Genomic DNA, 26,481 nt, shown 5'->3' on the forward strand with positions numbered 1-26,481 from the left:
CAGGCCTTAATGAATGGCCCAAACAATGCAAAATGGATTCCGCGCAGCCGGTTCAAACACCGTCGATCTCAAACAAACTGATTTAAGACGCGTCAAAAGTAATCCAAACTTCTGGTATCCTCTCGCATGGTCGCGCGAAGTAAAACGCGGAAAGGCCCTCGATGTTGTTTTTGCCGGGCATCATATTGTTATTGTCCGCCCGCTCACTGGGCTACCTTATGCCCTAGATGGACTTTGCCCTCATCGCCAAGTGCTCCTTGGTAAGGGAGACGTGCATAACAACCTCATCACCTGTATGGCGCATGGCATAACATTTAACCGCGAGGGACAATCTGTTGCACCAAACCCCCAGCCCGGAGCAACCTGCCTTAAGCTGAAAACATGGGCATGTCAGGAAAAAGGCGGCCTTCTTTTTGTGTTTATGGGAGACCAAACACTTGCCAACACCGTACCGTTGCCTAACTTTCCGCGGGTAAGCGACAGGCATTACCGGACGCGCCGTTTCGGACAGGTGGTGAATTGCCATTACAGTTTTATGCATGAAAACCTCATGGATATGAATCATCAAGTTTTGCACAGCAAACTTGTGGGCAAGATGAAACCGCGTTTTCTTGGCATGGAGAGTGGAGAAAATTTTGTTGAAGCGCGTTACACCTTTGCCAGAACAGGAGGCAAGCAGCCTATTAGTGAAGCACTGATTTATGGCCAAAGGCGGCGCGATGGCCGTGACTTTGCTTATCGTGATATCATGACCATTCGTACTCAATATCCTTATCAAACTCTCAGGATCGAAACGCAGGGCATTGATGAACCCGTTATGGAGCTATGGATTTCCTACGTTCCGCAAGATAGCGAAGAACTGACCAATCGTGTTTTTGGTTTGCTCTCTATCCGACGATTAAAAGTGCCCCTATTGCTAGATCTGGCATGGCCATTACTTATTGCTTTTACAGAACGTGTCTTTTTCGAAGATCGTGAAATTGTGGAGCTTGAGCAGCGCGCATGGAAAGATCTTGGCGGTGATCATAACGCCGAGGTTTTTCCGGTTATTCTGGCACTAAGGCAACTTTTGCGTGCACGAGGTATCTCGCCTGATACTGGAGGACTGAATCATGATACTCAAAAACGTGCATCTTCATAAAATGATTGCTCAAGGAAATTATTATACCCAACAAGGCTATCATCAATAAAAGCCATTGTACGTGCACCCCGGCCCATCGCCTGTTAGAGCCCTTTTGGAAATTCGCTATGATAGGTTTTCAAGAGGTTTTGAGCGTGATTCAAAGGCAGGATGTGGACGCCAGCACAACGAGGCCGCATGGCCGGAATTACACGCAAGACGAAACGCTATCCGTCTGATCTGACAGATGAGGAATGGGAGCGCATAGCGCCTCTGATGCCCCCTGCGAACCGGCGTGGTCGGAAACGGACAACCGATTTCCGTGAGATCATCAATGCTCTGCGCTATCTCGTGCGCTCAGGCTGCGGTTGGGAGATGCTTCCGGTTCATTTTGGCCCATGGCAAACGGTTTACTGGTGGTTCCGCAGGCTGATGCGCCGTTTCCTGTTCCAGACCATTCATGATGTCTGTCTGATGCTCGATCGTGAAGCGACAGGACGCGAAACCAGTCCATCGGGTGGTGTCATTGATAGCCAGAGTATCAAGGCACCCCACGCAAAGACACGTGGTTATGACGCAGGCAAGAAGATCGTCGGTCGGAAACGTCACATCGCAGTTGATACGGATGGCCGCCTTCTCCTGGTCCAGCTGACAACAGCCGATATTTCGGACAGTGCAGGAGGACAGATGATCCTTGATGCCATTCGTAAACGCTGGCCTTGGGTGAAGCACCTGTTTGCCGATGGAGCCTATGACCGCCTCCAGTTGATGGATAAGGCCACTTTTCTCGACTTCACAGTCGAGATCATCCGGCGGTCAGAGACAGCAAAAGGGTTTGAAATCCTGCCGCGTCGGTGGGTTGTGGAACGGACCTTCGGTTGGATGATCCGCTGGCGTCGCCTTGTGAAGGACTACGAACAGCGGATCGACGTCGCAGAGGCCATGATCCACATCGCCATGGGAAGCCTCATGCTACGCCGAAACGCTCATCCGTGAATTTCCAAAAGGGCTCTTACGGCATCATGGGCCAGAATACGGTTTTCTTCCCGATCAATGGCACCATCTGCAATACGTGCAAAAATGGGACGTAGCTTTTGCGCAAGCGCATCAATCCGTGGAGAAAAATTCTGAGAGGAACGTGCATGATATGTCATTGCGACCTCGTTGCTTACATATAACAACTATTTTTAATGCGCATTTTACGTTTCAACACGCTAACAACCATTATAAATGAGTCAATAAAATAATTACTATTTAATGTAGTTTTATGTTGTGAGAAGTGCTAGATCGAGAATTTTCCCTCTAAAAATCACTTACTGAATTTTTGTATTTATTTGTTTTTAAAAGATATATTTTTAATATAATAACAATTATATATAGTGAATTTAAAAGAGAATCCTTTTTGATCACGTGCGCAAATAAGGTGCCATATAAGTTTCGAACGCCCTCTTTCAGTGAATCGAAATTTAGCTAACCACTTCACATCTTTCTTGAGGAAAAAATCTCTCATTGACATATATATTCACGTCATAAATGTTATATTTCATTACCACCTCATGAAAATGGTGAAATATATATTCCATGTCGATTGATCTACAGACCGTGCACGATGCCATTGATGCAGCTACGCATCTCAAACAGCAGTTTGCCACACGGGCAGCTCATCATGATCGCACTGGGGTTTTTGCACAGGAAAATATTGATGATCTACGTCAGGCAGGTCTGCTGTCTTTACGTATATCCACACCAGAGCGCCCTACTCCCTTCACTCTAGGTGTTGTGCAGGACATCGTTGGACAGATTGCTCAGGGGGATGCCTCTACAGCGCTAGTTATGGTCAATCATTACATGGTGCGTGCCGCCATTGCTCACCATGAGTTCGGATCTGGAGATATGCCCCGTTGGATAGAAGATGAACAGCACGATCAACTGCTGAATATCCTGCTAGCTGAACCTGATCTTGGTTCTGCCTCTCGGGGTGGACTGCCCAGCACAATAGCCACCCGTACGGCAACCGGATGGAGTTTAACTGGGCGAAAGGCCTATGTAACAGGTATTCCCGGTTTATCTTGGCTTTTGGTACGTGCTCGCACAGATGATGACCCCGCGCAGGTTGGTACATTTATTGTGCCAGCCAAAGCAGATGGGATCCATGTGCTTGAAAACTGGGATCACATCGGCATGCGTGCCAGCAATAGCCATGAAGTTACATTTACAAATGTTATCCTGCCACCCGATGCCGCGCTAGAACTCTATGCGCCTGATGCACCACCAGCAGGGCGCAATACCCTCGTTATATGGAATACTGGGCTATTGGGTGCTTTGTATAATGGTATCGCAACCTCTGCACTGGCATGGTTTTGTGAGTTCCTGAAAACCCGTGTTCCATCTAATCTGGGGGCACCGCTGGCAACGTTACCTTCAATGCGCGATGCCGTTGGGGGATTTACCATTACATTACACATGAACGCCATGCTGCTCCGGCTTTACGCCATGGATGTAGAAGCTGCTCGTCCACCCCATGAACTGAAAGCTCATGCAGCGGTTATAAAGACACGTGTTGTTGATGCTGCCGCTGACTTTACATCTGCTTTACTTGGTTTGGCAGGCAATGCTGGGCTATCTGCCCATAACCCATTAGAGCGCGCTCATCGTGATGCGCTATGTGGGCGTATTCATGCACCACATGCTGAATTACTCCGGCGGATCGCAGGACAGCAGGCTCTTTCATAAATTCAGAACCGTTTCTTGCTACGGGAAAAACCATGACAACAGCGCCAGGCCGTGCTCCCAATTCTTCCGTGCTGCCGGCTATTCTTAACCGTTGGTCTCCACGAGCATTCCAGCCAGAAAGCATCAGTAAGGAAGAACTTCTTTCGCTAATAGATGCCGGACGATGGGCTCCTTCTGCCTATAACATGCAGCCTTGGCGCTTTATTTATGCACGGCGTGGGACTGCAGAATGGGAACGCTTTTTATCATGGCTTATACCATTCAATCAGTTCTGGGCAGAAAATGCATCGGCCATCATTTATGTGGCTTCTCAAACCATAACGCTTTCAAGCCGCACAGGAGAACCCTCCCCACTGCCAACGCACGCATTTGATGCCGGTGCGGCGGCGGTTCTCATACAAATTCAAGCGGCGCATAACGGCTGGGCGACGCACCCCGTAAGTGGTTTTGACCACGCTTTGGCCCATGCTGGCTTAGAACTGCCTGAAGAGTATGAATTGCATGCAGCTATTATTGTTGGGCGACAGGGAAACATAGAAACTCTACCGGAAGCCTTGCAAAAACGTGAGGCGCCCTCAGACCGAAATGCTCTGAACGAAATTTCTTCCGAAGGGAGATGGAATGCTTCAACACAAACCAATATAGATTAACGCATAGCATCAGTTTATTTCTGTAGCCATCACGCTGATATAACCTTCGCTTCCGGAGCAGATTGTTTTATTTGCTCCGACTTGCGACCGCTCACACCATATCTGTCCTTCAAAAGCTAATAACTTTGATGCGTAAGCGTCTCTATGGGTGCAAGTTCTTAATATACTGATAAAACTCTTTCCGAAACTGATCTCGAGCAGGATTGATACCGATATCATAGGTTGCCATACCAACCTCCCACCTTGCAGCCGGATGCTGTAATGCGTGAATGGTAAATTTCTTTTCTGTTTCTGATAAAATAGACAAGCTTGAGCGATGTATCAAAGCGCACGCAAGACCAGAGCGCACCACCTGAATAGCGCTCAATGTTTCATTAAACCATAAGATACGGTGTGGCTGTATGATATGATCGCTTAATATTTGTTCTGTCCGCTCATAAATACCTTGTGAAAATTCTTTTCTAAAGCGAACCAAGGGTAAATTGAAGTGAGACAGGCCTTTCAGGCTAACAATAGTATCTTGATCATATGGCACAAGGAATACAAGCTCTTCCTGTGTGAGAGCCCTTTTGGAAATTCACGGATGAGCGTTTCGGCGTAGCATGAGGCTTCCCATGGCGATGTGGATCATGGCCTCTGCGACGTCGATCCGCTGTTCGTAGTCCTTCACAAGGCGACGCCAGCGGATCATCCAACCGAAGGTCCGTTCCACAACCCACCGACGCGGCAGGATTTCAAACCCTTTTGCTGTCTCTGACCGCCGGATGATCTCGACTGTGAAGTCGAGAAAAGTGGCCTTATCCATCAATTGGAGGCGGTCATAGGCTCCATCGGCAAACAGGTGCTTCACCCAAGGCCAGCGTTTACGAATGGCATCAAGGATCATCTGTCCTCCTGCACTGTCCGAAATATCGGCTGTTGTCAGCTGGACCAGGAGAAGGCGGCCATCCGTATCAACTGCGATGTGACGTTTCCGACCGACGATCTTCTTGCCTGCGTCATAACCACGTGTCTTTGCGTGGGGTGCCTTGATACTCTGGCTATCAATGACACCACCCGATGGACTGGTTTCGCGTCCTGTCGCTTCACGATCGAGCATCAGACAGACATCATGAATGGTCTGGAACAGGAAACGGCGCATCAGCCTGCGGAACCACCAGTAAACCGTTTGCCATGGGCCAAAATGAACCGGAAGCATCTCCCAACCGCAGCCTGAGCGCACGAGATAGCGCAGAGCATTGATGATCTCACGGAAATCGGTTGTCCGTTTCCGACCACGCCGGTTCGCAGGGGGCATCAGAGGCGCTATGCGCTCCCATTCCTCATCTGTCAGATCAGACGGATAGCGTTTCGTCTTGCGTGTAATTCCGGCCATGCGGCCTCGTTGTGCTGGCGTCCACATCCTGCCTTTGAATCACGCTCAAAACCTCTTGAAAACCTATCATAGCGAATTTCCAAAAGGGCTCTTAAAAGTGCCATTGATCATGCAGGGTTTAACCCAGCACGCGCAGCAGATGGAGCGCGGGCTGGTTTTATGTGTGTTAAAAACTATATGATTACGCCTAATGTGCTTATCAGCACACCAAACTGATTTTCTAAAGAAATAGAAATGACCTGAAACCCCTTTGGATTTCAGGTCATTAAGTCATTTTCACATGTCAGATATAGAATATCAGACCGTCACATTCTGCAAAACGCTAAACCCTTCAAACACTGGGGGGCCTGCCGTCAAAGCACGGCCCTGCCCTGCACCTGCATGTGCCTGACGAAACTGCTCAGATTGTGTCCAAGCCACAAAGGCATCGTATGAATCCCACACTGTATGAGAAGCATATAGCCTAGCGCCTTCTTTTTCCGGCCCTTTAAGAAACTGAAAACTAACAAATCCTGGAACTGTTTTTAATAAAACCTCACGATCCAGCCAACGCTTTTGAAAGGCTTCCTCATTTTCCGGTATCACCAAAAATCGGTTCATAGCAATATACTGAGACATAGCCTGCTCCTTTCCTTCAATCATGATTGGCACATCATATCATGCGGCAAAACGTAGGGTTTGCCGCTACCTACGTGCATGCGCACTCGCCCGTCTTCCAACCCAAAAACATGGCTGGCCAACGCATTGGTTAAAACCTGTTCTGGTGGCCCCTGCGCATAAATAGCCCCTTCATGCATCACCACAATGTGGTCCGCACAGGCTGCCGCCCAATTTAGATCATGAATAACCACCACTACACCACCACCAGCTAAGGCATGGGCGCGTGCAAGGTTAAGCACCAGATGCTGCCGGGATAGATCCTGCGCGGAAATTGGTTCATCCAGCAACAAAAAACCCGGAGGCCTGCCATTACCATGCGCTGCGGCCTCTAGCTGCATCAGAACCCGAGCCAGATGAACGCGCTGACGCTCTCCTCCAGACAGATCCATTACATCGCGCTCAGAAAACGCCGCCAGTCCAACCCGTTCAAGCAACTGCCCGGCTAGCTCTAAACGAACTGAAGTGCTCATGAATGGCGCAGAAATCCGCCCTCCCATCGCCACCAACTCACGCAACGAAAACTGAGCCCGCAAAGGAGAGTCCTGCATTAACATAGCCCGACGGGCCGCCAGACAAGCAGAAGAAAATCTGGTTATAGGAGCACCATCAATCCATACATCACCGCTGGTTGGCGGCAATAAACCACTGGCAAGGCGGAGCAATGTGCTTTTACCTGCCCCATTCGGCCCGATAATGGCCGTCATCTGCCCAGCCTCAAAGTTCAGAGAGGCTTCATGCACAATGTCTTGGCCGCGAACACGCCAACCTGCGTTGCGCAAAGAAAGCTTCATGCCAGTCTTTCCTTGTCATGCGTGCGTGTAAGCAGCCAAACAAAAACTGGCGTGCCTAAAACCGCGGTTACAATCCCCACAGGCACATCTGCCGGCATGGCAATAATGCGCGCCAACGTATCTGCCGCTATTAACAGGATAGCCCCCAACAAGGCACTTCCCGGCAGTACCAGCCGATGATCTGGCCCAGTTACCAAACGCACCAGATGGGGAACCACAACGCCAACAAACCCAATTGCCCCCACAAAGGAAACCGTAGGACCAACAGCACAGGCAACCGAGAACATAGCAAGCCGCTTAATACGCTCCACGGGATATCCCATGAGCCGTGCATCGCTCTCCCCCAACAGCAGAGCATTCAGGGGCGAAGCCAGACGCACCGTTACCCATGTAGCCACCAACAGGAAAGGACATAACAGGCCTATACGTGACCAAGTTGTTCCTGCAAAACTGCCCATTGTCCAAAAAGTTAGATCACGTAAAGCCGTGTCGTTAGCACGAAAAATAAGGATACCCGTTAAAGCGCCAGAAAATGCGCTAAACGCCACCCCTGCCAGCAAGATCATGCTAACAGATGTGGTGCCCCCGCGTGTTGCAAACATGTAAAGCAAACATGCAGCTACAAAGCTGCCCAGCATCCCCGCCACGGGCACAGCCCATGCGGTGCTCATAATTGCTGCGTGCACGTCTCCTGCCCCTAAATCAAGCCATGCGCCGCCCAATACAATTATACACGCCGTGGCCAAAGCAGCCCCGGAAGACACGCCAATCAACCCCGGATCGGCCAACGGATTTCGAAAAAGCCCCTGCATGACAGCGCCAGCGACAGCTAGAGCCGCTCCCGTAAGCCCAGCCATAACAACACGAGGGCCACGGATCTGGGTCAACACAACCCGGTCTGCAAAGCTATTGGCCTGTAGGTCATTCTGCCACAAAGCCGAAAGATGTACGCCTGTTGCCCCGATATTGAGAGAGATTGCCATGATCAGCATCAACAATGGTAACAAGGCACATAGAAACAGAATGGTGGACCGCCGAACCATTGTCATACAGGATGGCTCACCGCCGCCATCATTCTAGCAAGGTCTAACGCAGCCTGAGGTGTACGGGGGTCAAAGCCCAGCAGGCGTTCCCCTTCCATGCTCACAAAAGCATTATTACGCCCTGCCGGAGTGAGCTTGAAGCCGGGGTCTGCCTGCAAGGCTGTACGAATAGATGTTGCTGTCTGATCCATAAGCAGAATAATGTCAGGCCGCAGAGCGACCAGATTTTCCTGATCCACAATCTTGTAACCCTGCATATCAGCACCGGCATTAACGCCCCCAGCAAGACTGATCATCGCATCTGCTGCTGTACCTTTACCTGCAGCCATGGGGCGGTTATTTGTCATGCGCATGATAAACAACACGCGTGGCTTCCCTGTATGCGTGGCGCGCCATGCTTCCAATTGCTGAAACTGCCCGGTAAGAGCGCTGCATAGCTGCTCTCCTGCTGCCTGAGCCCCAACAATCCCGGCTAAAAAACGGGTACGCTGTTCAATGGCCTCGGGAGATGGTGTAGCGTCTACAAACACAACAGGAACACCTGAGGCCACAAGCTGATCCCTGGCTGCGGGTGGGCCTGCATCGTTCATGGTCAACACGAGATCTGGACGCAGAGACAAAACCCCCTCGGACGAAATAGCACGCATGTAACCAAGATCTTTTTTCTCTTTCCGTGCTTGCTCTGGCCATGTGGAAGTTTGATCTACAGCTAAAATCGCAGGTGATCGCCCAAGCGCGTACAGGGTTTCGGTTATAGTGCCACCAATACTGGCTATTCTTGTTGCTCCGTGGAGTGTAACACGTCGGCCCCGGCAATCTGTTACACTTCTGGGCGTAACTGCATCTGTCACATCTTGCGCTAACTCAGCACGGGGCATGCAGATTGAGGCCATGCCACAAATCAGCGCAACACCTACAGATCGGCGAGACAGCAAAAAGGTAGCTGCAATCTGATCAGTGCCCTTGCTTGTTGTCCATTGGTTTTTCATCAGGCTGCCTGCTCCTGCCCTGCGACAGTACGCAGTACGTCATACCCACTGAACTCGCGTTTTTCGATCGTCAAAACCTCACTCTGGCCCATGCCTTTATGCGCGGCATGAAACAGTTCCGATTGACGCCATGCTTGATATGCCTCACGAGAGGTCCAAATTGTTTGAGATGCGTAGGCTACATAATCTGGCAGCGCCTCGCCGCGCATAAACTGGATCATTAAAAAACCGGGGGCAGCACTTAACAGAACCTCCCGTTCAAGCCAGCGACTTTTGAACTCGGCTTCTTTTTCTAGCCGAACTTTAAAACGGTTCATGCCGATAAACATTGACCCTCCACACCACAAAATGCCGTTAGATCCAACATTTTTCACAAACGCAGCGCGGCTGTGCGCATTAAATCGTAATCACCCTTTCACAATTGATAATGAGAATCAATATCATATTATAAGCAAAACCATGAGATGCACATGATGCTCATGAAACTTTAGAACTTTATTTGAATAAAATCAGGATATTATCTCAGAAGTAAATTTGTGATCGCAGTCGTAAGCTTTCCGAAAGGAGGCTGAAGCAGCGTTGCGGCATTAAAACGGCCCTGTTGGTAGACCCCACGCGCATGGGTAAGGGCGATAAACCCCTCCTTCCCATGATATGCCCCAATGCCACTGTCCCCTACGCCGCCAAAAGGCAAATCGTCCTGCGCAACATGTAACAAAGTGCCATTGATTGTAACATTTCCTGAAATTGTATATTTCAATACTTTCTTACACGCATTACGGTCACTCCCAAAATAATACAATGCAAGTGGTCGTGGTCGAGCATTAATAAAGGCAATCGCTTCATCAAGTTTTCTGTAGGTTAATACCGGCAGAATGGGCCCAAAAATTTCCTCCTGCATAACCGTCATCTGGGGGGTGACATTCAGCAGAAGTACGGGAGCCATGACATGATGCTCTTGTGAATCTCGCCCTAAATGGATGACCTGTGCGCCTTGAGCCTCCGCATTGTTAATCAGGCCGGTCAACCGTTCGTAGTGATGTTGGTTGAGAATGGCCGTATAATCTGATGACCCTGCAAAGCCATCCGGGTACAACTTCCTTATGATATTCTGATAGACTGCGGTAAAAGCATCCAAATCATTTTCATGCAGCAGCACGTAGTCTGGCGCGATACAGGTTTGTCCGGCGTTGGTAAGTTTACCGAATGCTATCCGGTCCACTACTCGTGCCATGGGAAAATCAGGCTCAATCACCGTAGGAGATTTGCCGCCAAGCTCTAGCGTGATTAGAGTTAGATTTCGAGCAGCAGCGGCCGCAACTTTCTTTCCCACAGCAGTACTGCCGGTGAACAGGATATGATCGAACGGCAAAGCAGAAAACGCTGCACCTAGTTCTGCATCCCCTGTGACAACAACAACCTGTTCTGGCGAGAAAACAGCTTGAACAATCTTCTCAATCACGGCGGATGTGGCTGGCGTAAATTCTGAAGGCTTGAGCATAGCACGGTTGCCAGCTGCAATTGCTGTAGCCAGCGGCACGAGGGCAAGAAAAACTGGATAATTCCACGGTGCAATAATCCCCGCAACACCAACAGGCTGCCGGATCACCCATGCATGGCCAAACTGGAAATACGCGGAAACGTGGCGACGTTCCGGCTTCATCCAACGTCCTACGTGTCGGATCATGTAGTTAATGGATTGCACCAGCGGAATTAGTTCCACAATGGCACTTTCACGCTCTGAGCGCTGTCCGAAATCTGTATTCAAAGCCTGAACAATATCGGTTCGTCGCTTCAGTATTTCGGCTTTCAGGCGACGCAGATCGGTCTGCCGCTGCCGTAAGCTAGGAGGCCCATTACGCAAGAACGCGGTACGCTGGCGATCTAGTAACTTTGGTAGATCAGTTGCTGTAGCAGAAGCTGAAACAGTATCGGACATTATGCCCTCCATGTTTACAGGAGAAACTTATGCAGGCAGGATATGAAGCATAACGCATTGGTGTCAACAAAGTTTCTGCTGTAAACATGGACCTCACAAATGAGTGAAATGAAGGACCGTCCCTATCATCATGGTGATCTGCGCCACGCTCTCATCAACACAGCGCTTGCCATGCTGGCGGCAGACCAAAACTGGACTTTTACCTTAAGAGAAGTCGCGCGCCGTACCGGCGTGAGCCACGCTGCGCCTTACAAACATTTCCGAGATAAAGAGATGTTGCTACGGGAACTTGCCCAGATCGGTTTCTTTAGGCTTGGAGAGGCCATGATGGCTGCCATATCCTCAAACCAATCTTCATCACGCATGCAATTTGTGGCTGCGGCGCAGGCTTGTATAGAATTTGCGCTCTGCAACCCCGGTCTTTATCGCCTGATGTTCAGCTCCGATGCGGACAAGACGATTGATCCTGAATTGCAGAGCACGGCTATGAATACATTCGAGATCCTTCTGAAACTTCTTGAAGAAGGGCAGCACAATGGCAGTTTCCGCCCAGTTGCCATCAATGCACAAGCGGCAGCCAGTTGGGCACAGGTGCATGGTCTTGCCATGCTCGCGATTAGTGGTCAGCTTCTTGAAGAGAAGGTTGGATCAGATCCGGTTGAAGCCGCACTCGATGTGCTACTGGATGGCATGTGCCACAGGAGTTGATTAGGCTCTGGCTTTTTGCATGAAGTCCTCCAAACCAGCATCTATGGCAAGCTGAAACGCTTTTAGTGTTTCAGCGCCCACGTAATGTTCCAGACCTTCTGCATCAATCCGTGCATTGCATGGGCTCACACCAAGAGCCAGAAGAAATGCTTCAACAATGCGATGCCGTGTGCGCACTTTTTCCGCCAGTGCACGCCCCTCGGGCGTTAAAAAAATACCGCGATAAGGTTTGCGTGCAACCAAACCTTCATCGCTCAGGCGCGTCAACATTTTGGCCACGGTTGGCTGAGAAACACCCAGCCGCGTTGCCAAATCAACTTGCCGGGCCTCCTGCCCTTCATCCAGAAGGTCTGCAATAAGTTCTACGTAATCTTCAATAATGGCATGTTGCCGCGCTACACGGCTGATGCGAAAACCTTCTGAATGCGTTTGTGCATCGGGTAGCGTATCTGCTGTATCAAAAGTTTGTTGCATTCTCTTTTTCCAACCGGTCCGTAGGGCTTCGTTGGCTCCATGCCGTCAAGATATTCCATTAAGCATAAAGTATTCCAAATGGAATATCTTGCGCTGGACATTATGCACATACACTGCAACCAAAAGTTTCCTTGTGCTTTCTAATATAGCATGTTGCATATTTTAATCAGGTACAGTTTAGTCTGAATTTATGCCTCAAGACTCGCAAGCTCCTGCTCCACCGTTGTCTGCCCAAAAAGCTGCATGGCGTTTTGCTAAAACGACAGAAGCAGGCAGCCAAAGTTTGCCGGAATCTTTTGCCAGCATTAAATTGCCGGCGGCAAATACATCGTGGTTCAAGCGCTTTCTGGCTTTTGTCGGGCCGGGTTACATGGTTTCCGTAGGATATATGGACCCCGGCAACTGGGCGACTGATTTACAAGGCGGTGCTCAGTTTGGGTATACGCTGCTTGCCGTCATCATGCTTTCAAACCTGATGGCCATTCTTCTGCAGGCTCTCTCTGTCAGATTGGGCATTGCAACAGGTCGTGATCTGGCTCAAGCTTGTCGAGATCATTTTCCACCAGTTATCAATATTGTTCTGTGGCTGGCTTGCGAACTTGCCATTATTGCGTGTGATCTGGCTGAGGTTATTGGCACAGCCGTAGCACTTCAGCTTTTGTTTGGTATTCCGCTTTTAGGAGGTACCATTATTTCGGTTCTTGATGCCTTTCTTGTGCTGTTTTTAATGAACCGTGGTTTCCGATATCTGGAAGCGTTTGTGATTGTATTGCTCAGCATTATTGCTATCTGTTTTGGCGTGCAGATTGTGGCTGCGGCTCCACCTGTTGCTGAAGTGCTCAAAGGCTTTATTCCCTCACCCGAAATCATGACCAACAGCCATATGCTTTACATTGCCATCGGCATTATTGGCGCTACGGTCATGCCGCATAATTTGTATCTTCATTCATCTATCGTACAGACACGTGCGTTTGAGCACACTGTATCTGGACGTAGGGAGGCTATCCGGTGGGCTACATGGGATAGCTCAATTGCTCTTGTGCTGGCATTGTTCATTAATGCTGCCATTTTGATTGTTGCCGCATCCGCTTTCCATACAACGGGCCATCAGAATGTTGCGGAAATTGAGGACGCCTACCGCCTGCTCTCTCCCGTTCTTGGCTTAGGTATTGCATCAACCCTGTTTGCGGTTGCCCTTTTGGCCGCCGGAACGAATTCAACTGTTACCGGCACGTTGGCTGGGCAAATTATTATGGAAGGCTTTTTACGGTTAAAAATACCGCACTGGTTGCAACGGCTGCTCACACGCGGCCTTGCCATTATTCCTGTTATAGTGGTGACCGCTCTTTACGGTAATAAAGGGGTGGGAGAACTGCTGATGCTCAGCCAGGTTATCTTATCCATGCAACTCCCTTTTGCCGTTATCCCTTTAATTCTGTTTGTATCTGACCGCCAGAAAATGGGGGAGCTTGTCATTTCTCGTAAAACAACCATTTTTGCCTGGGGTATGGCTGCTCTTATTCTGGTTCTCAATTTTAAACTTTTATATGATACAATTTTATAGAATATCTACACACGCTGTTACCTACAAAATCTTTATCTGGAACATGAAAATTTTTACAAACTTAATACAGAAGCCTTTTCTCGTTGCTGCTTTTATCTGTACGTTCTTAGAGCCCTTTTGGAAATTCGCTATGATAGGTTTTCAAGAGGTTTTGAGCGTGATTCAAAGGCAGGATGTGGACGCCAGCACAACGAGGCCGCATGGCCGGAATTACACGCAAGACGAAACGCTATCCGTCTGATCTGACAGATGAGGAATGGGAGCGCATAGCGCCTCTGATGCCCCCTGCGAACCGGCGTGGTCGGAAACGGACAACCGATTTCCGTGAGATCATCAATGCTCTGCGCTATCTCGTGCGCTCAGGCTGCGGTTGGGAGATGCTTCCGGTTCATTTTGGCCCATGGCAAACGGTTTACTGGTGGTTCCGCAGGCTGATGCGCCGTTTCCTGTTCCAGACCATTCATGATGTCTGTCTGATGCTCGATCGTGAAGCGACAGGACGCGAAACCAGTCCATCGGGTGGTGTCATTGATAGCCAGAGTATCAAGGCACCCCACGCAAAGACACGTGGTTATGACGCAGGCAAGAAGATCGTCGGTCGGAAACGTCACATCGCAGTTGATACGGATGGCCGCCTTCTCCTGGTCCAGCTGACAACAGCCGATATTTCGGACAGTGCAGGAGGACAGATGATCCTTGATGCCATTCGTAAACGCTGGCCTTGGGTGAAGCACCTGTTTGCCGATGGAGCCTATGACCGCCTCCAATTGATGGATAAGGCCACTTTTCTCGACTTCACAGTCGAGATCATCCGGCGGTCAGAGACAGCAAAAGGGTTTGAAATCCTGCCGCGTCGGTGGGTTGTGGAACGGACCTTCGGTTGGATGATCCGCTGGCGTCGCCTTGTGAAGGACTACGAACAGCGGATCGACGTCGCAGAGGCCATGATCCACATCGCCATGGGAAGCCTCATGCTACGCCGAAACGCTCATCCGTGAATTTCCAAAAGGGCTCTGAGCGCCTGTATTAGCCCTGGTCAGCCCCCTGCCCCTCCTTTGCCTGCTCTGGCAAAAGCTGCACCTTTTACGTCTGCTGATGCAAATTTTGTCCAACAACTTAATGAAATGGATCTCACCCATATTGCGTTAGCAAACCTTGCCAAAACCCATTCAGCTCGCAACGATATCGCTCTTCTCAGCCCGACTATCGTAAAAGACCTGACGGCAAACCATGATACGCTCACTAAACTGGCAACAGATCACACCTTAACTCTGCCTACAAAACCCTCTGCTCAAAACCAAAAAATTATTGATCGGCTGCAACATTTATATGGCGCGGCGTTTGACCGAGGCTACTCTCGCTATTTCATGAGCAGCACAACCAAGATGAAATCAGCCATTACGGCAGAAATCACCACATCTAAAAATACAGATTTGGTTAAGCTTGCCACCGACACCAATACAAAAATCACAACGTATCAATCACAAATAAAGTGAATGGTCCCAACTTGACCTATTAAGTCCGTCCGACGTTAAAAGTCGGGCGGCACAGTTTTTGTTACTTCGTGACTTGGAGGGATCGAAGAACCGTTGGTTGATGCGCTTGGCTCGTGATTTCAGGCTTTTGGCGATTTGATTGACGGTTTTTGGGGTAGCTTTTGATCTGCGTTTTGAGCAGATCGGGGACTGCCGTCCCGCTGGATGACTACGCGCTCGCGTTCAACCTTTCGAGGAAGAGGAAGCGGCGCATGTTGTAGACGATATTGGCCAGCCCGATCCTCATGGTGGCCCGGGTGATACCGACAGTTCGGATGAACAACCCCGTCTGTGATTTCTGGTCGGCAAAGACGTGCTCGACGCGTGATCGGATCACGGACTTTCCAGCATTCGATTTCTGGATATGTCGGGGCATAGGCTTGAGATGCGGCTTTTTTCTGTGAACCTTTGAGACAAAACCCTCTTTGTCCATGAAGTCCTCATTCGCTTTCGAGCGATAAGCTGTATCAGCCCAAACGCTTGAGGCCGTATTGGTTTTATCTAACAGCCCCTCTCTCAATCGCGCACCATCACTGGCGGCGGCATCCGTCGTCTTCCATTTTCGGATGAACCGAAACTTCCGGTCGATGGAGACGTGGGATTTGTAGCCAAAGAACGGGATGGCGAGATCGCTCGACGGTATGGTTCCATCGTCCTGCCGCTTCGCCTTCGTGAACTTAAGTGTCCATCGTGCATGACGATCCTTATGCGACCTCTTTGCGGGCTTGTCCTGCCAGTCTTCTGGAATACGTCCTGCCCGGAGATCCGCTTTCTCAGCGTTCGTATTGCGCTGCTTTGGAGCAGCCACCAGTGTTGCATCCAGGATCTGACCAGACATCGGGAGATAACCGGCGTTCCGCAGGGTCGCGTCAAATCGGTCAAACAGCCTTTCAATGGCACCCGCCTGTGTCAAACGCTCACGAAACAGCCAGACCGTTTTGGCATCCGGCACGCGGTCCGACAGCCCCAATCCCAGAAAGCGCATGAACGACAGGCGGTCGTTGATCAGATACTCTGTCCGTTCATCAGACAAATTGTTCAACGTCTGGATGACCAGAATTTTGAACATCAGCACCGGATCAAACGGCGGACGTCCGCCTTTACTTCCGTCTGAATAGGCCAGAGCCAGCTCCAGATCAGGGCGGAACACCTCAAAATCCACAGTCCGGGAAAAGGCCTCCAGCTGATCGCCAAGCCCGCTCAGCCGAGCAAGGCGCTCTTCAACATCAAAGAAACCAGGCTGCTTCATCTTCCACCATCCCCAATCAACGCCGAAGAAATGGAATCACACAGAACAGCTCAGAACCAAAGGGTTTTTCAACGCGGATTTCTCACACTTGAGGCAATTTCAGGTCATTTTGTAGAGTTCAGTCATCCCACAGGAGCCCGATCTGGAATATTGACGATATTCTGCTTCTGGCGGCGGGTTCTGAACGCAGTGAGGGTGTCACGGCCTGAGAAGGCAGTGTTGGTGGAAGCTATGTGGTCTGTGCGCGGTCTGTTTCTTCAGATGGCCTGCCGGAGCCTTCGCAATCGTGCATGAGCGAGGGCGAATTCATGCTGACAGGGGAACATGTCCGGCATGGACAGGACAATCCGACGGACGCTGAGCGTGACACGTGTCGCGATTTTGAGCAGTCGTGCGCGTATGGTGCCACAGGTCGCCGTCTCCAGGCTGGTCTGGCCAAGGGCCAGTCTTTGCAGAGCGGTCAGCAGGACATAGGCAGCGGCCGAGAACCACAGCCGGAGCTGGTTGGCCCGGATGGTGTGGGACGAGGTCCTGTCTGAGAACAGATCCATCTGGCATTCCTTGATGCGGTTTTCCATATCCCCGCGTGCGCAGTAAATCTGTTCGTAGAGATGGCGGGGGTCGGACATTCCCTGCGGTAGCGTGGTGACAATAAAGCGATGATAGCGGTTGCCGTGGCGCCATTCGGCCTTGGCCACGACCCGCCTGCGGCGCGTCCAGCTGTCCTTTGTGATCCAGTCAAAGGAGGCAAAGCCGCGCGCCGCTTTGCCTGTCGTGGCGGCTTCGTCACGAACCTCAGCGGACAAAGAGGCAATCCGGTCATACAGGCGGGTGTTGCCTGCAAGCCCAAACAGGAAGTCAACGTGGTTGTCTTCGCACCATGTCATCAGACTGTCCCGGGCGAAACCGCTGTCCCCACGCACCAGGATACGCACCCGGGGCCAGCGGCTCCTGATCTGCTCCACGATCCGGCGGATGTCTGCCAGTGCTTCCTTCCTCGGGTCCCTGTCTGCCGTGCGCAGGGTAGCGCTGAGGAGATGGTCCCCGCAGAAGACATACAGGGGAAGATAGCAGTTATGGCCGTAATATCCATGAAAGGCCCGGCCTTCCTGATGGCCATGGATACGGTCATCGGTGGCATCCACATCCAGAACGATCCGGGCGGGTGCGCGCTCATGCTGGTCCATGAAAAGCGTCACGAACAGGGTAGCCAGGGCCTCATGATCAGCAATGATGCGGCAGTAACGATCTGCCTGCTGCCCACTGCGCTCTAGCCGGTTCAGCGTGGATTTTCCTGCCAGTGCCGCACAGTTGGCCCGGCTTCCTGACAGACGTCCCGATACCAGACCCATGACAGGATCATGACGTAAAGCGTCATGGTCATTAAGGTCTTCATAGCCCAGTGCCAGGCCCATGATCCGCTGACGGACAAGGTCTTCAACCCGGTATTCCACAAAGGCAGGATGCCGCTCATCGCGAAAACATGCAGCAAAACGGCGACTGAACCCCAGACTATCATCGACCTGCTTTACCAGGATGACACCGCCATCCGAACTCATGCGACCCCCGTCAAAACGGGCTACAACACGCCGTCCATAGGAGGCTGGAAACTCATACGCGCCTGCGCTACACTCTGTCTGCATCGGGTTTTCTTATAGCTTACGAAAATTTCTTTTACACAAAATAGACTTTTTCATAATCTAACCCGATGTACAACCCTTCCGTGAGATTTCCGCGTCGAACCCTCCACTTGCAAATATCATGGGCACGAACACTGGCGATTTCACAGGCCGGTAATTCTGTGCATCCTTCACGTCCCCTGTTCCAGTATACTGCACAATATATGGATAGGGATAAACTGGATTGCTGGCAGTCGACGCGACATTAGCCTGTGCATAAGGCTGGCTAGGGCCTGTTAGATCTTGAATTTCTTCCCATATTGTAGGGATGGAAGAAGGAGACAGAACAGGCACCTTTACGGACGAGACATGGGCGATCTGGGAACCTCTGATTGAGGCGGTTCGCCCAAGGGGCAAGACGCCGCCACATGATCTGCGGCGTACGATAGCAGCAATTTTCTGGCGTCATGAGAATGGCGCGAAATGGCGGAGCATCCCCGCTGAACTGGGTCCATGGTGGCGAGCGGCGCAGCTTTTCATCCGCTGGGCGAAGCTGGGTGTGTGGGAACGCCTGCTCGCACTGGTTCAGGAACAACAGGGAGTAGCACTCGGCATGACTTTTCTGGATGGCACGAATATCAGAGCTCACCACAAGGCGGCGGGAGCCCCAAAAAAGGGGGCTCTTTTGAAGAGCGAGACCATCGTGAAGCACTTGGCCGCTCTCGCGGCGGCTATGGCACAAAAGTCTGCGTGATAGCAGACGGGCATGGAAAGGCTGTTGGTTTTGCCCTGGCGCCCGGCCAGGCCCATGAACTGCCGCTGGCTCCAGATATGCTCGATAGCCTTCCCGCCATTCCTTTGTGGGTGGTGGCGGACAAGGGCTATGCCTCGGACGCCTTCCGTGAACGTATCTGGGACATGGGAGCCCGACCGGCCATTCCCGCAAAACGACGCGATGCGCCGGTTGCCTGCCCCAGATGGGTCTATCGGTGTCGGCACCTGGTCGAGAACCTCTGGGCCCGTCTCAAGGAGTGGCGTGCTGTTGCAACCAGATACGAGAAAACCGCAGCGTCGTTCCTGGCCGTCATACACATCGCTGCAGCCGCAGACTGGATCAAGTGCTAACAGGCCCTAGGCATGGGAGCCATGTGGATCTGCCCACCTGCAGTTGGCTTGCCGTGTTCACCCAGTGGCGGCAACATCGGCCCTTCACCCAGCACTGGCCGTTCGGTGCGGATAGTGTTAGGCATCGTCTCGGTTTCCGTCCAAGCCATGAGCGGGGTTAGAAAATCGACCGGCAGAAAACCCTCGCCGTTACGACAATGTCCGACACCGGGCAGCAGGTAAAATTTCAGGAAGCTGTCGGTCTGCTCCACGCCCATTTCTCGCTGCACGCCTTGATAATACGCAATGGTGTTCAAAGGCGAAATCGACTGATCCGCCAAGCCGTGCCACAGAATAAGGTGACCGCCACGCTTGTGAAACGAATGGAAATTTGTGTTCTCAGCATTATACAACGGCGCCAGTTTGGTCATGTAGGCAAAGGATGCATCATCAAAGTGGAAGCCCGTCAGGTCAGTCGCCTTTTCATCCACCTCCGATCATCCACCTCCGATGGGATAACATAAGCAATGGCAGAAACCGCAATGCCTTGGCTCCTTGCGCTGTGGCTGGGAGCTCCCATTGTAGTTCCGATCCCGCGGCAATGGGCCGCCAATAATGTAAGGATGCCCAGCCCCATCCGTAGCCCCTTTGTAAAGCCGTAGGGCAGCCTGTGTTTCCTCCCCCGTCAGGCAGTGTGAGGTGTCACTTTGACCAGCCGGGCACTGCACCCACAATTCCGCACAAAGCAATCAAATTTAGAGGTATTCTTTTCATTTGTGTTAACCGAAATGATGCACTGAATAGAATGTATGCTTTTATAATAAATACAGCAATTCAGAACCCGTTACTCTGCATTACCCATAAAATTACAACACCGGCAGAACATTTATTTCTTGTTGGGCCATGCCAGAAGGCAAAGCGCCTGCATACATACCGCCCCCAGTGGCAACCATACAAAGCCCGCAGCAATCCATGCAGACAATTCCAACGGCTGAGCAATTCCACCCTCAACGTAATGGCCTTGTGACAGGAACTGCGCCAGAACGAAGCCAGTTACCCCCATCGCCAGTTTAGTGACCCATGTATTGATTGAATAAGCCAGACCAGGCGAGCCAGTTGAGGTCTGCGGATCACCATTATCCACGGCTTCCGCCAGTAAGGTGTAATACAGCGGAGACATCACGCCCTGAGCCAATGCCAGAAGCGCTACAGACAGGAAAAAACCTATCATGGACGCACCAGCCATAGCCATTGCCAGATAGGCTGCTCCCTGTGCGATCAGGCATATAATCCCGCTACGGATAGTTCCCACACGTTTGGCAAGCGGAAGGCACGTGGGCACCCCTGCAAACAGCAGGACGGTAATGAAGGTGATAATATTGGCACCAAGTTGCTCCGTGCCACCCAGAATAATGCGGGCGTAATACAGGGCAAACCCGAACAGAGCAGTCTGCCCCACAAAATAGAAGAATGCGAGCAGATTACTCAGCACCCAGGGCCTGTTTCCACATAGATGCTGCAACGTTACCGTCAGGTTCTGTCGGACAGGCGCTGGCGGATGCCTTACGGTGCAGCCGCGCGCCACACACAGCCATAAAACACTCCCCAGAATTGACAGCGCCAGCACATACACCGCCATGCCATACTGGTGCTGTGCCACACTTTCGCCCCCACCCAGCCAGCTAATGGCGGGAATAGTTAGCAGCGCCACAAACAACGACCCGGCCTGACAGCCCATCATGCGGAATGCATTCAAGCCAACCCGCTGCGTTGCGGAACGGCTTATCATAACAGCGAGCACACCATAGGGCGTGTTGATGCATGAATAAATCGCACCGAATACGATATAGGTCAGCACTGCCCATAGGACCTTACCCATAGGTGAAAGCGGGAGGGCAAGAAAACACAGAAAGCCTGTTAGGCCAAAGGGAATGGCAAGAACCCGGATCAGGCGCGGCACGATCAGGCCGCCCAAACGGTCCACAACATAGCCGATGGCCGGATCGCAGAAGGCATCTACAACACGCGCCACTAGAAGTATCCACGATACGGCAATCAGCGGTAGACCATATATATCTGTATAATAATACATGAGGTAGGATGACGTCATACCCCACATCATGTTGGAGGCAGCATCACCACACCCGTAGGCCATCTTTTCTTTTACGGAAAGCGTCTGTTTGTTCTCCATTACCCTGCTTTCCATGAAAATTCAGACCAAGCCTTACGCTATCATGTGGTTATAAAACGACAAGCCGGGCCAGATCTTTTGCGATACCGCAAAAAAAATGCCACCTACCCATGACGGGTAGATGGCACTAACCCATGCCCCAATGATAGGGCATAGGAGTTACTCAAAAATCAGTCAGCCTTCTTCTCAGATGCCTTAGTGAACAAGGCAGAAATTGCATCTTGTGCTTCGGTCTGAATGGCCTTGAGGTGCGCCTCGCTTTTAAAGCTTTCAGCGTAGATTTTATAGACATTTTCCGTGCCCGATGGACGAGCTGCAAACCAGCCATCCTTAGCAGAAACCTTTAGCCCGCCAATGGCTGCCCCGTTACCCGGCGCATTGGTTAAAGTACTAATAATCGGCTCACCCGCCAGTTCAGTCATACCAATCTGCTCAGGCGATAGATTTTTCAAGATAGCCTTCTGTTCCGGGTTGGCTGGGGCATCAATACGCGCGTAGTACGGCGTACCAAGGCGTTTGGTCATGTCCTCATACGCAGCCCCGGGGGTACGCTTGGTACGAGCCGTAATCTCGGCTGCCAGCAAGCCAAGGATAATACCATCCTTGTCTGTGCTCCAAACCGTGCCATCACGGCGCAGGAAGGATGCACCCGCACTTTCTTCCCCACCAAAGCCCAATGTGCCGTGGTACAAACCATCAACAAACCACTTAAACCCAACCGGCACTTCCACCAGCTTACGGCTGATTTCCTTGGCCACGCGGTCGATCATGCTGCTGCTGACCACCGTCTTGCCTACGCCCGCATTGGCGTTCCAGTTTTTGCGGTTGTTGAACAGATATTCAATCGCAACTGCCAAATAATGGTTGGGGTTCATCAACCCATATTTGCCAGACACGATGCCATGACGGTCAGCATCGGTATCATTGGCAAAGGCGATATCGAATTTGTCCTTCATCTTCACCAAACGCGCCATGGCGTAAGGCGAAGAGCAGTCCATGCGGATCTGCCCATCCCAGTCGGCGGTCATGAAACGGAAGGTCGGGTCCACATCCTTACTGACGATCGTGGCGTTGATACCGTATTTGTCAATGATCGGCTGCCAGTAATCCACCGCAGCCCCACCCAACGGATCGATACCAATGGATACTCCAGCTTCGCGAATAACATCCATGTCCACCACGGCAGCCAGATCGTCCACATACGGAGTGATGTAGTCATGGCGCTTTGTGGTGGCGGCTTTCAGCGCATCTTCAAGACTAACGCGCTTCACCCCTTCCATGCTTTTGGCCATGTAATCGTTGGCTGCACCTTCCACCACCTTGGTGATATCAGTATCCGCCGGGCCGCCATGGGGAGGATTGTACTTGTAGCCACCATCTTCTGGCGGGTTGTGTGATGGCGTAATCACCACGCCATCTGCCAGACCGCTGCTACGTCCGCGATTATAAGTCAGGATCGCGTGCGAGATGACCGGCGTGGGGGTGTAGCCATCCTGCGCATCAATGCGAACTTCCACACCATTGGCGGCAAACACTTCCAGCGCAGACTTCAGCGCCGGTCGTGATAGCGCGTGGGTATCAATACCGATGAACAGAGGTCCGGTAATACCTGCGCCCTTGCGATAGTCGGCAATCGCCTGACTAATCGACAGGATGTGATTTTCATTGAAACTGGTAGTCAGCGAAGACCCACGATGCCCCGATGTGCCAAACGCCACACGCTGCGTTGCAATGGCGGGATCGGGCTTGCGGGTATAATAGGCGTCAAGCAGGGCGTCGATATTGACAAGACGATCCGGATTGACCGGTTTGCCGGCAAATGGGCTTACGCTGGGCATTCACTACTCCCGAAATACGATATGAAAAACGCGTATATTCTACAAATTCTCTTACAGGCCGGTAATGGCTACGTCCACCTGCAAGCCTTCTCACGCACTCAAGACTTTGCTCAGTTTCACCCAGTATCTCAATTTTCCTACAGAAAAAATGAAAGCCCCTTTTATCTAAAAAGGAGCTTTTAGAAAATGATGAGGCTTCACCGAGCAAATGGATAATCGGTATAACCTTCTGCCCCCTGCGTGTACCATGTACGGATGTCATCTTTGTTCAGGGGAAGGTTATCTTCCAGACAATACACCAAATCTGGATTAGCAAGGAAAGGCCGACCGAATGCAATGGCGTCAGCCACACCGGTTGCGACCGCTTCAATTGCTTCCTCCCGTGTGTAATCCTGATTTAGAACCAGTGGTTTCGTGAAGACTTCACGGATCGGACCATGCAGCTTCGGCTGATCGGTCTTGCCAAAGGTGCCATTGGGTCCGGGTTCGCGTAATTCGAGAAAAGCAATACCGAGATCATTTAAAAGCTTTGCGGCAGGCACAAAAACCTGTTCGGGGTGGCTATCAATGCACCCCTGTGTGTCGCCATTGGGTGAAAGCCTTACTGACGTTCTGTCCGCGCCAATCGTGGTGATTATCCGCTCCGTAACTTCACGCAGGAAACGGATGCGGTTTTCAGGAGAACCACCATATTCATCAGAGCGATGGTTGGTACCGTCCCGCAGGAATTCATCGATCAGATAACCGTTGGCTGCGTGAATCTGAACACCATCAAAGCCGGCCTCAAGAGCATTGCGAGCTGCTTTTTCGTAATCGTTTAGAATACGAGCAATGTCATCTTTGGTAAGGACGCGGGCAATTTCGGGAGGCTGCTTACCGTCATAAGTATGAAGTGGCTCAGGCGCCTTTGTTGCCGAGCAAGAGACCGGCTGCTGGCCCGTCACACTTGAATGCACCATGCGCCCCATGTGCCAGAGTTGGGCTACAATCTTTCCACCCTTTGCATGCACAGCCGCAGTAACCGGCTTCCAGGCTTCCACTTGCTCCTGTGACCACAGGCCTGGCGCATAAGGCCATCCAAGACCTTCCCGGCTGATCCCGGTTGCTTCCGAGATAATCAGACCTGCGCTGGCACGCTGCGCATAATACTCGGCCATAATGGGTGTTGGAACATGCTGACGGGTCGCTCTGCCACGCGTCAGTGGCGCCATAAGAATTCTGTTTTTGGCGTAAACACTTCCCAGTTCAATCGGCTCAAACAGGCTGGGCATAACAGATCCTTCCTAAAAGACGCGGTTCTTATGAGTTGGGGAAGTCTCACGTCGATTACAACAGGAGGCTTGCCTCTAACCTTATGAATTGAAGAGGGGCTGAATTGTGGGACAGGAAGTACCCGTAGCCATTCACCCAGAATCTGATGCCACTTGATGTAAACCAGTTGAGACAAGTTGACATCCTTTTCTAGGATATTAAAGGCACCTACTTTCGGGAAACACAAACGGACGAGAATGACTGTACATGAAGCGAAATGCGGCTAAAGCGCCAATATTATCCCGCATGCAGACTGAAACAAGTGATCTCGGAAGGCCTGCCTAGCCGCAGCGCGAAGCCCGGCCACAACCCGGTACCGTTACTGACGTAAAGCGTCATGCCATCCACATCGTAGCGCCCAGATACAAATCCGTTATTCCCACGCGCAACAAGATGGGGTGGACGGCCTCCCTGCGGCATCAATGTGCCATGATGGAGGTTCACTGACCATCAGGAGGAGACCGCCCGTATGAAAGCTATCATAATTGGCCTTGATATTGCCAAATCCGTTTTTCAGGCTCATGGAGCTGACGCAAATGGAAAGTGTGTTTTCAAATGCAAGCTTGGTCGCAGTGAAGTTTCAGCATTTTTTGCAAAACTTGACCCATGTGAAGTTGTTCTGGAAACCTGTGGTTCGGCTCACTACTGGGCGCGGGTAATCAGCAGCGTAGGTCATGATGTCAGATTGGTTCCTCCTGATCGGGTCAAACCATTTGTCAAAAAAGGCAAGAAAAACGATGCTGTTGATGCGGCTGCGATCTGTCTGGCAGCAATTCATCCTGATACGATGTGTGTTCCGATCAAGAGCGAAGAGCAGCAAGGTGTCTTGTCACTGCATTCTACCCGCGCTCTTCTGGTCAAACAGCAGACCATGCTGAGTAATGCGTTACGGGCTCTTGCTTCCGAGTTCGGGCTGATAGCCCCTCTGGGCACACGCCATCTGCCAGAACTGATGGCAAAAATAGAGACATCAGCCGACCTGCCGGCTACCATGAAGCAGAGTGCCATATTGTTATTTGAGCATTACGAAAAGGTCGTTCAGAGCATTGATGCTTTGGAAGTGCAGATCCGGGCGCGTGCAAAAAGCGATGAGGATGCGCGTCGGCTGATGACCATCCCTGGGGTCGGTCCCATAACGGCTTCTCTGATTGTCGCCTCGGTCGCGGATATTGGCTCCTTCGCCTCTGCGCGCCATTTTGCCGCTTGGCTTGGGCTTGTGCCTCGTCAGCATTCTACCGGCGGTAAAACCCGTCTGGGAAGGATTACCAAAACGGGCAACCGGCAGATAAGAACGTTGCTGGTTCTTGGTGCGACGGCCATGCTTCATCGTGCCCATAAGTGGGATAGCGCTGCGGGTCAGTGGCTATGCGAACTCATGGCGCGTCGTCCAAGGCGTCTGGCAACAGTTGCACTTGCCAATAAAATGGCTCGTATCATCTGGGCGTTGTTGTCACGTAAAGAGATCTATCGTCCGGCTGGTGTCAGTGTTTCAGCAGGCTGACCTGCACCAGCAGAACGATGGACACCGGAGCTTGCTCCGGTAGATCCGGCAGTATGTACGAACCGACGTGATGGGAAGACTGTCATT

The 26,481-nt window shown here is 51.4% G+C and carries 25 protein-coding genes and 2 pseudogenes; 10 read left to right on the forward strand and 17 right to left on the reverse strand.

Going from position 1 to position 26,481, the window contains the following annotated elements; all coding sequences use genetic code 11:
• Window positions 1–25 precede the first annotated feature (25 nt).
• Both A4S02_RS04930 and A4S02_RS04935 read left to right on the forward strand, forming a co-directional pair.
• Window positions 26–1,141, forward strand: coding sequence for an aromatic ring-hydroxylating oxygenase subunit alpha (locus A4S02_RS04930; protein ID WP_070324181.1), 1,116 nt, complete (start codon window positions 26–28; stop codon window positions 1,139–1,141).
• A gap of 150 nt (window positions 1,142–1,291) precedes the next feature.
• Window positions 1,292–2,116: an IS5-like element IS12528 family transposase gene (locus A4S02_RS04935; RefSeq protein WP_082246712.1), complete on the forward strand. Its 825-nt coding sequence runs from the start codon at window positions 1,292–1,294 to the stop codon at window positions 2,114–2,116.
• Window positions 2,117–2,124: 8 nt separating this feature from the next.
• Here the strand turns inward: A4S02_RS04935 and A4S02_RS15505 are convergent.
• Window positions 2,125–2,274 (reverse strand): annotated as a pseudogene (locus A4S02_RS15505) (acyl-CoA dehydrogenase family protein); the annotation flags it as partial.
• 427 nt (window positions 2,275–2,701) lie between these two features.
• Between A4S02_RS15505 and A4S02_RS04940 the strand changes: the two are divergent.
• Complete coding sequence (locus tag A4S02_RS04940; RefSeq protein WP_070323130.1) at window positions 2,702–3,853, forward strand: acyl-CoA dehydrogenase family protein; 1,152 nt, start codon at window positions 2,702–2,704, stop codon at window positions 3,851–3,853.
• Window positions 3,854–3,885: 32 nt separating this feature from the next.
• Window positions 3,886–4,503, forward strand: a complete 618-nt coding sequence (locus A4S02_RS04945) for a nitroreductase family protein (RefSeq protein ID WP_070323131.1) — start codon at window positions 3,886–3,888, stop codon at window positions 4,501–4,503.
• A 142-nt stretch (window positions 4,504–4,645) separates the two neighbouring features.
• Here A4S02_RS04945 and A4S02_RS04950 read toward each other — a convergent pair whose 3' ends face one another.
• From A4S02_RS04950 to A4S02_RS04985, 8 genes are all read right to left on the reverse strand, one after another.
• On the reverse strand, window positions 4,646–5,038 hold the full coding sequence (locus A4S02_RS04950) for a type 2 periplasmic-binding domain-containing protein (protein WP_070323132.1): 393 nt from the start codon (window positions 5,036–5,038) through the stop codon (window positions 4,646–4,648).
• A gap of 42 nt (window positions 5,039–5,080) precedes the next feature.
• The gene (locus A4S02_RS04955) at window positions 5,081–5,905 is read right to left on the reverse strand and encodes an IS5-like element IS12528 family transposase (RefSeq protein ID WP_082246712.1); all 825 of its coding nucleotides are present in this window, start codon (window positions 5,903–5,905) and stop codon (window positions 5,081–5,083) included.
• Between the two features lie 270 nt (window positions 5,906–6,175).
• On the reverse strand, window positions 6,176–6,496 hold the full coding sequence (locus tag A4S02_RS04960; protein WP_070324182.1) for an antibiotic biosynthesis monooxygenase family protein: 321 nt from the start codon (window positions 6,494–6,496) through the stop codon (window positions 6,176–6,178).
• Window positions 6,497–6,516: 20 nt separating this feature from the next.
• Window positions 6,517–7,329, reverse strand: coding sequence for an ATP-binding cassette domain-containing protein (locus tag A4S02_RS04965; RefSeq protein WP_070323133.1), 813 nt, complete (start codon window positions 7,327–7,329; stop codon window positions 6,517–6,519).
• Window positions 7,326–8,378 (reverse strand): FecCD family ABC transporter permease, encoded by a 1,053-nt coding sequence (locus tag A4S02_RS04970; protein ID WP_070323134.1) that lies wholly within the window; start codon window positions 8,376–8,378, stop codon window positions 7,326–7,328. Before A4S02_RS04970 ends, A4S02_RS04965 begins: the two co-directional genes overlap by 4 nt.
• Window positions 8,375–9,361, reverse strand: a complete 987-nt coding sequence (locus A4S02_RS04975; protein WP_208858919.1) for a heme/hemin ABC transporter substrate-binding protein — start codon at window positions 9,359–9,361, stop codon at window positions 8,375–8,377. The genes A4S02_RS04970 and A4S02_RS04975 overlap by 4 nt, the downstream gene beginning before the upstream one ends.
• Window positions 9,361–9,690, reverse strand: coding sequence for an antibiotic biosynthesis monooxygenase family protein (locus A4S02_RS04980; RefSeq protein ID WP_070323135.1), 330 nt, complete (start codon window positions 9,688–9,690; stop codon window positions 9,361–9,363). The genes A4S02_RS04975 and A4S02_RS04980 overlap by 1 nt, the downstream gene beginning before the upstream one ends.
• A gap of 188 nt (window positions 9,691–9,878) precedes the next feature.
• Window positions 9,879–11,312 carry a coniferyl aldehyde dehydrogenase gene (locus A4S02_RS04985; protein ID WP_070323136.1) on the reverse strand — a complete coding sequence of 478 codons (1,434 nt, stop codon included), beginning with the start codon at window positions 11,310–11,312 and terminating at the stop codon, window positions 9,879–9,881.
• 87 nt (window positions 11,313–11,399) lie between these two features.
• Here A4S02_RS04985 and A4S02_RS04990 point away from each other — a divergent pair, with 87 nt between their 5' ends.
• Entirely contained in the window at window positions 11,400–12,008 is a 609-nt protein-coding gene (locus tag A4S02_RS04990) for a TetR/AcrR family transcriptional regulator (protein WP_070323137.1), read from the forward strand.
• Here the strand turns inward: A4S02_RS04990 and mntR are convergent, their stop codons facing one another.
• Entirely contained in the window at window positions 12,009–12,482 is a 474-nt protein-coding gene (gene mntR / locus A4S02_RS04995; RefSeq protein ID WP_070323138.1) for a manganese-binding transcriptional regulator MntR, read from the reverse strand.
• Window positions 12,483–12,672: 190 nt separating this feature from the next.
• On the opposite strand from mntR, the gene A4S02_RS05000 reads away from it, so the two are divergent.
• The 3 genes from A4S02_RS05000 to A4S02_RS05010 all read left to right on the forward strand — a co-directional run bounded on the left by A4S02_RS05000 (window position 12,673) and on the right by A4S02_RS05010 (window position 15,542).
• Window positions 12,673–14,046 carry an Nramp family divalent metal transporter gene (locus A4S02_RS05000; RefSeq protein ID WP_070323139.1) on the forward strand — a complete coding sequence of 458 codons (1,374 nt, stop codon included), beginning with the start codon at window positions 12,673–12,675 and terminating at the stop codon, window positions 14,044–14,046.
• 173 nt (window positions 14,047–14,219) lie between these two features.
• A complete protein-coding gene (locus A4S02_RS05005; protein WP_082246712.1) occupies window positions 14,220–15,044 on the forward strand; it encodes an IS5-like element IS12528 family transposase in 825 nt (274 codons plus the stop codon).
• Entirely contained in the window at window positions 15,045–15,542 is a 498-nt protein-coding gene (locus A4S02_RS05010; protein WP_070323140.1) for a DUF4142 domain-containing protein, read from the forward strand.
• Between the two features lie 208 nt (window positions 15,543–15,750).
• Here the strand turns inward: A4S02_RS05010 and A4S02_RS05015 are convergent, their stop codons facing one another.
• The gene (locus A4S02_RS05015) at window positions 15,751–16,830 is read right to left on the reverse strand and encodes an IS5 family transposase (protein WP_070323094.1); all 1,080 of its coding nucleotides are present in this window, start codon (window positions 16,828–16,830) and stop codon (window positions 15,751–15,753) included.
• A gap of 257 nt (window positions 16,831–17,087) precedes the next feature.
• The gene (locus tag A4S02_RS05020; RefSeq protein WP_070323141.1) at window positions 17,088–18,473 is read right to left on the reverse strand and encodes an IS1380 family transposase; all 1,386 of its coding nucleotides are present in this window, start codon (window positions 18,471–18,473) and stop codon (window positions 17,088–17,090) included.
• 304 nt (window positions 18,474–18,777) lie between these two features.
• Between A4S02_RS05020 and A4S02_RS14865 the strand changes: the two genes are divergently transcribed.
• A protein-coding gene (locus tag A4S02_RS14865) for an IS5 family transposase (protein ID WP_198912025.1) occupies window positions 18,778–19,574 on the forward strand; the annotation gives its coding sequence in 2 pieces (ribosomal slippage) (window positions 18,778–19,117 and window positions 19,117–19,574; 798 coding nt in all).
• On the opposite strand, the gene A4S02_RS05035 is transcribed toward A4S02_RS14865, so the two are convergent.
• From A4S02_RS05035 to A4S02_RS16035, 5 genes and pseudogenes are all read right to left on the reverse strand, one after another.
• Window positions 19,571–20,044: a tannase/feruloyl esterase family alpha/beta hydrolase gene (locus A4S02_RS05035; protein ID WP_228142459.1), complete on the reverse strand. Its 474-nt coding sequence runs from the start codon at window positions 20,042–20,044 to the stop codon at window positions 19,571–19,573. The two genes, A4S02_RS14865 and A4S02_RS05035, sit on opposite strands and share 4 nt — an antisense overlap.
• Window positions 20,045–20,439: 395 nt before the next feature.
• Entirely contained in the window at window positions 20,440–21,744 is a 1,305-nt protein-coding gene (locus A4S02_RS05040) for an MFS transporter (protein WP_070323142.1), read from the reverse strand.
• Between the two features lie 170 nt (window positions 21,745–21,914).
• Entirely contained in the window at window positions 21,915–23,582 is a 1,668-nt protein-coding gene (gene pgm / locus A4S02_RS05045; protein ID WP_019088636.1) for a phosphoglucomutase (alpha-D-glucose-1,6-bisphosphate-dependent), read from the reverse strand.
• Between the two features lie 197 nt (window positions 23,583–23,779).
• The gene (locus tag A4S02_RS05050; RefSeq protein WP_070323143.1) at window positions 23,780–24,853 is read right to left on the reverse strand and encodes an alkene reductase; all 1,074 of its coding nucleotides are present in this window, start codon (window positions 24,851–24,853) and stop codon (window positions 23,780–23,782) included.
• Between the two features lie 277 nt (window positions 24,854–25,130).
• A pseudogene (locus tag A4S02_RS16035) lies at window positions 25,131–25,286 on the reverse strand (metallophosphoesterase); the annotation flags it as partial.
• 76 nt (window positions 25,287–25,362) lie between these two features.
• On the opposite strand from A4S02_RS16035, the gene A4S02_RS05055 reads away from it, so the two are divergent.
• Window positions 25,363–26,394 (forward strand): IS110 family RNA-guided transposase, encoded by a 1,032-nt coding sequence (locus A4S02_RS05055; protein ID WP_070323144.1) that lies wholly within the window; start codon window positions 25,363–25,365, stop codon window positions 26,392–26,394.
• Window positions 26,395–26,481: the final 87 nt, after the last annotated feature.

The sequence above is a fragment of the Acetobacter ascendens genome (assembly GCF_001766235.1).
Lineage (GTDB): Bacteria > Pseudomonadota > Alphaproteobacteria > Acetobacterales > Acetobacteraceae > Acetobacter > Acetobacter ascendens.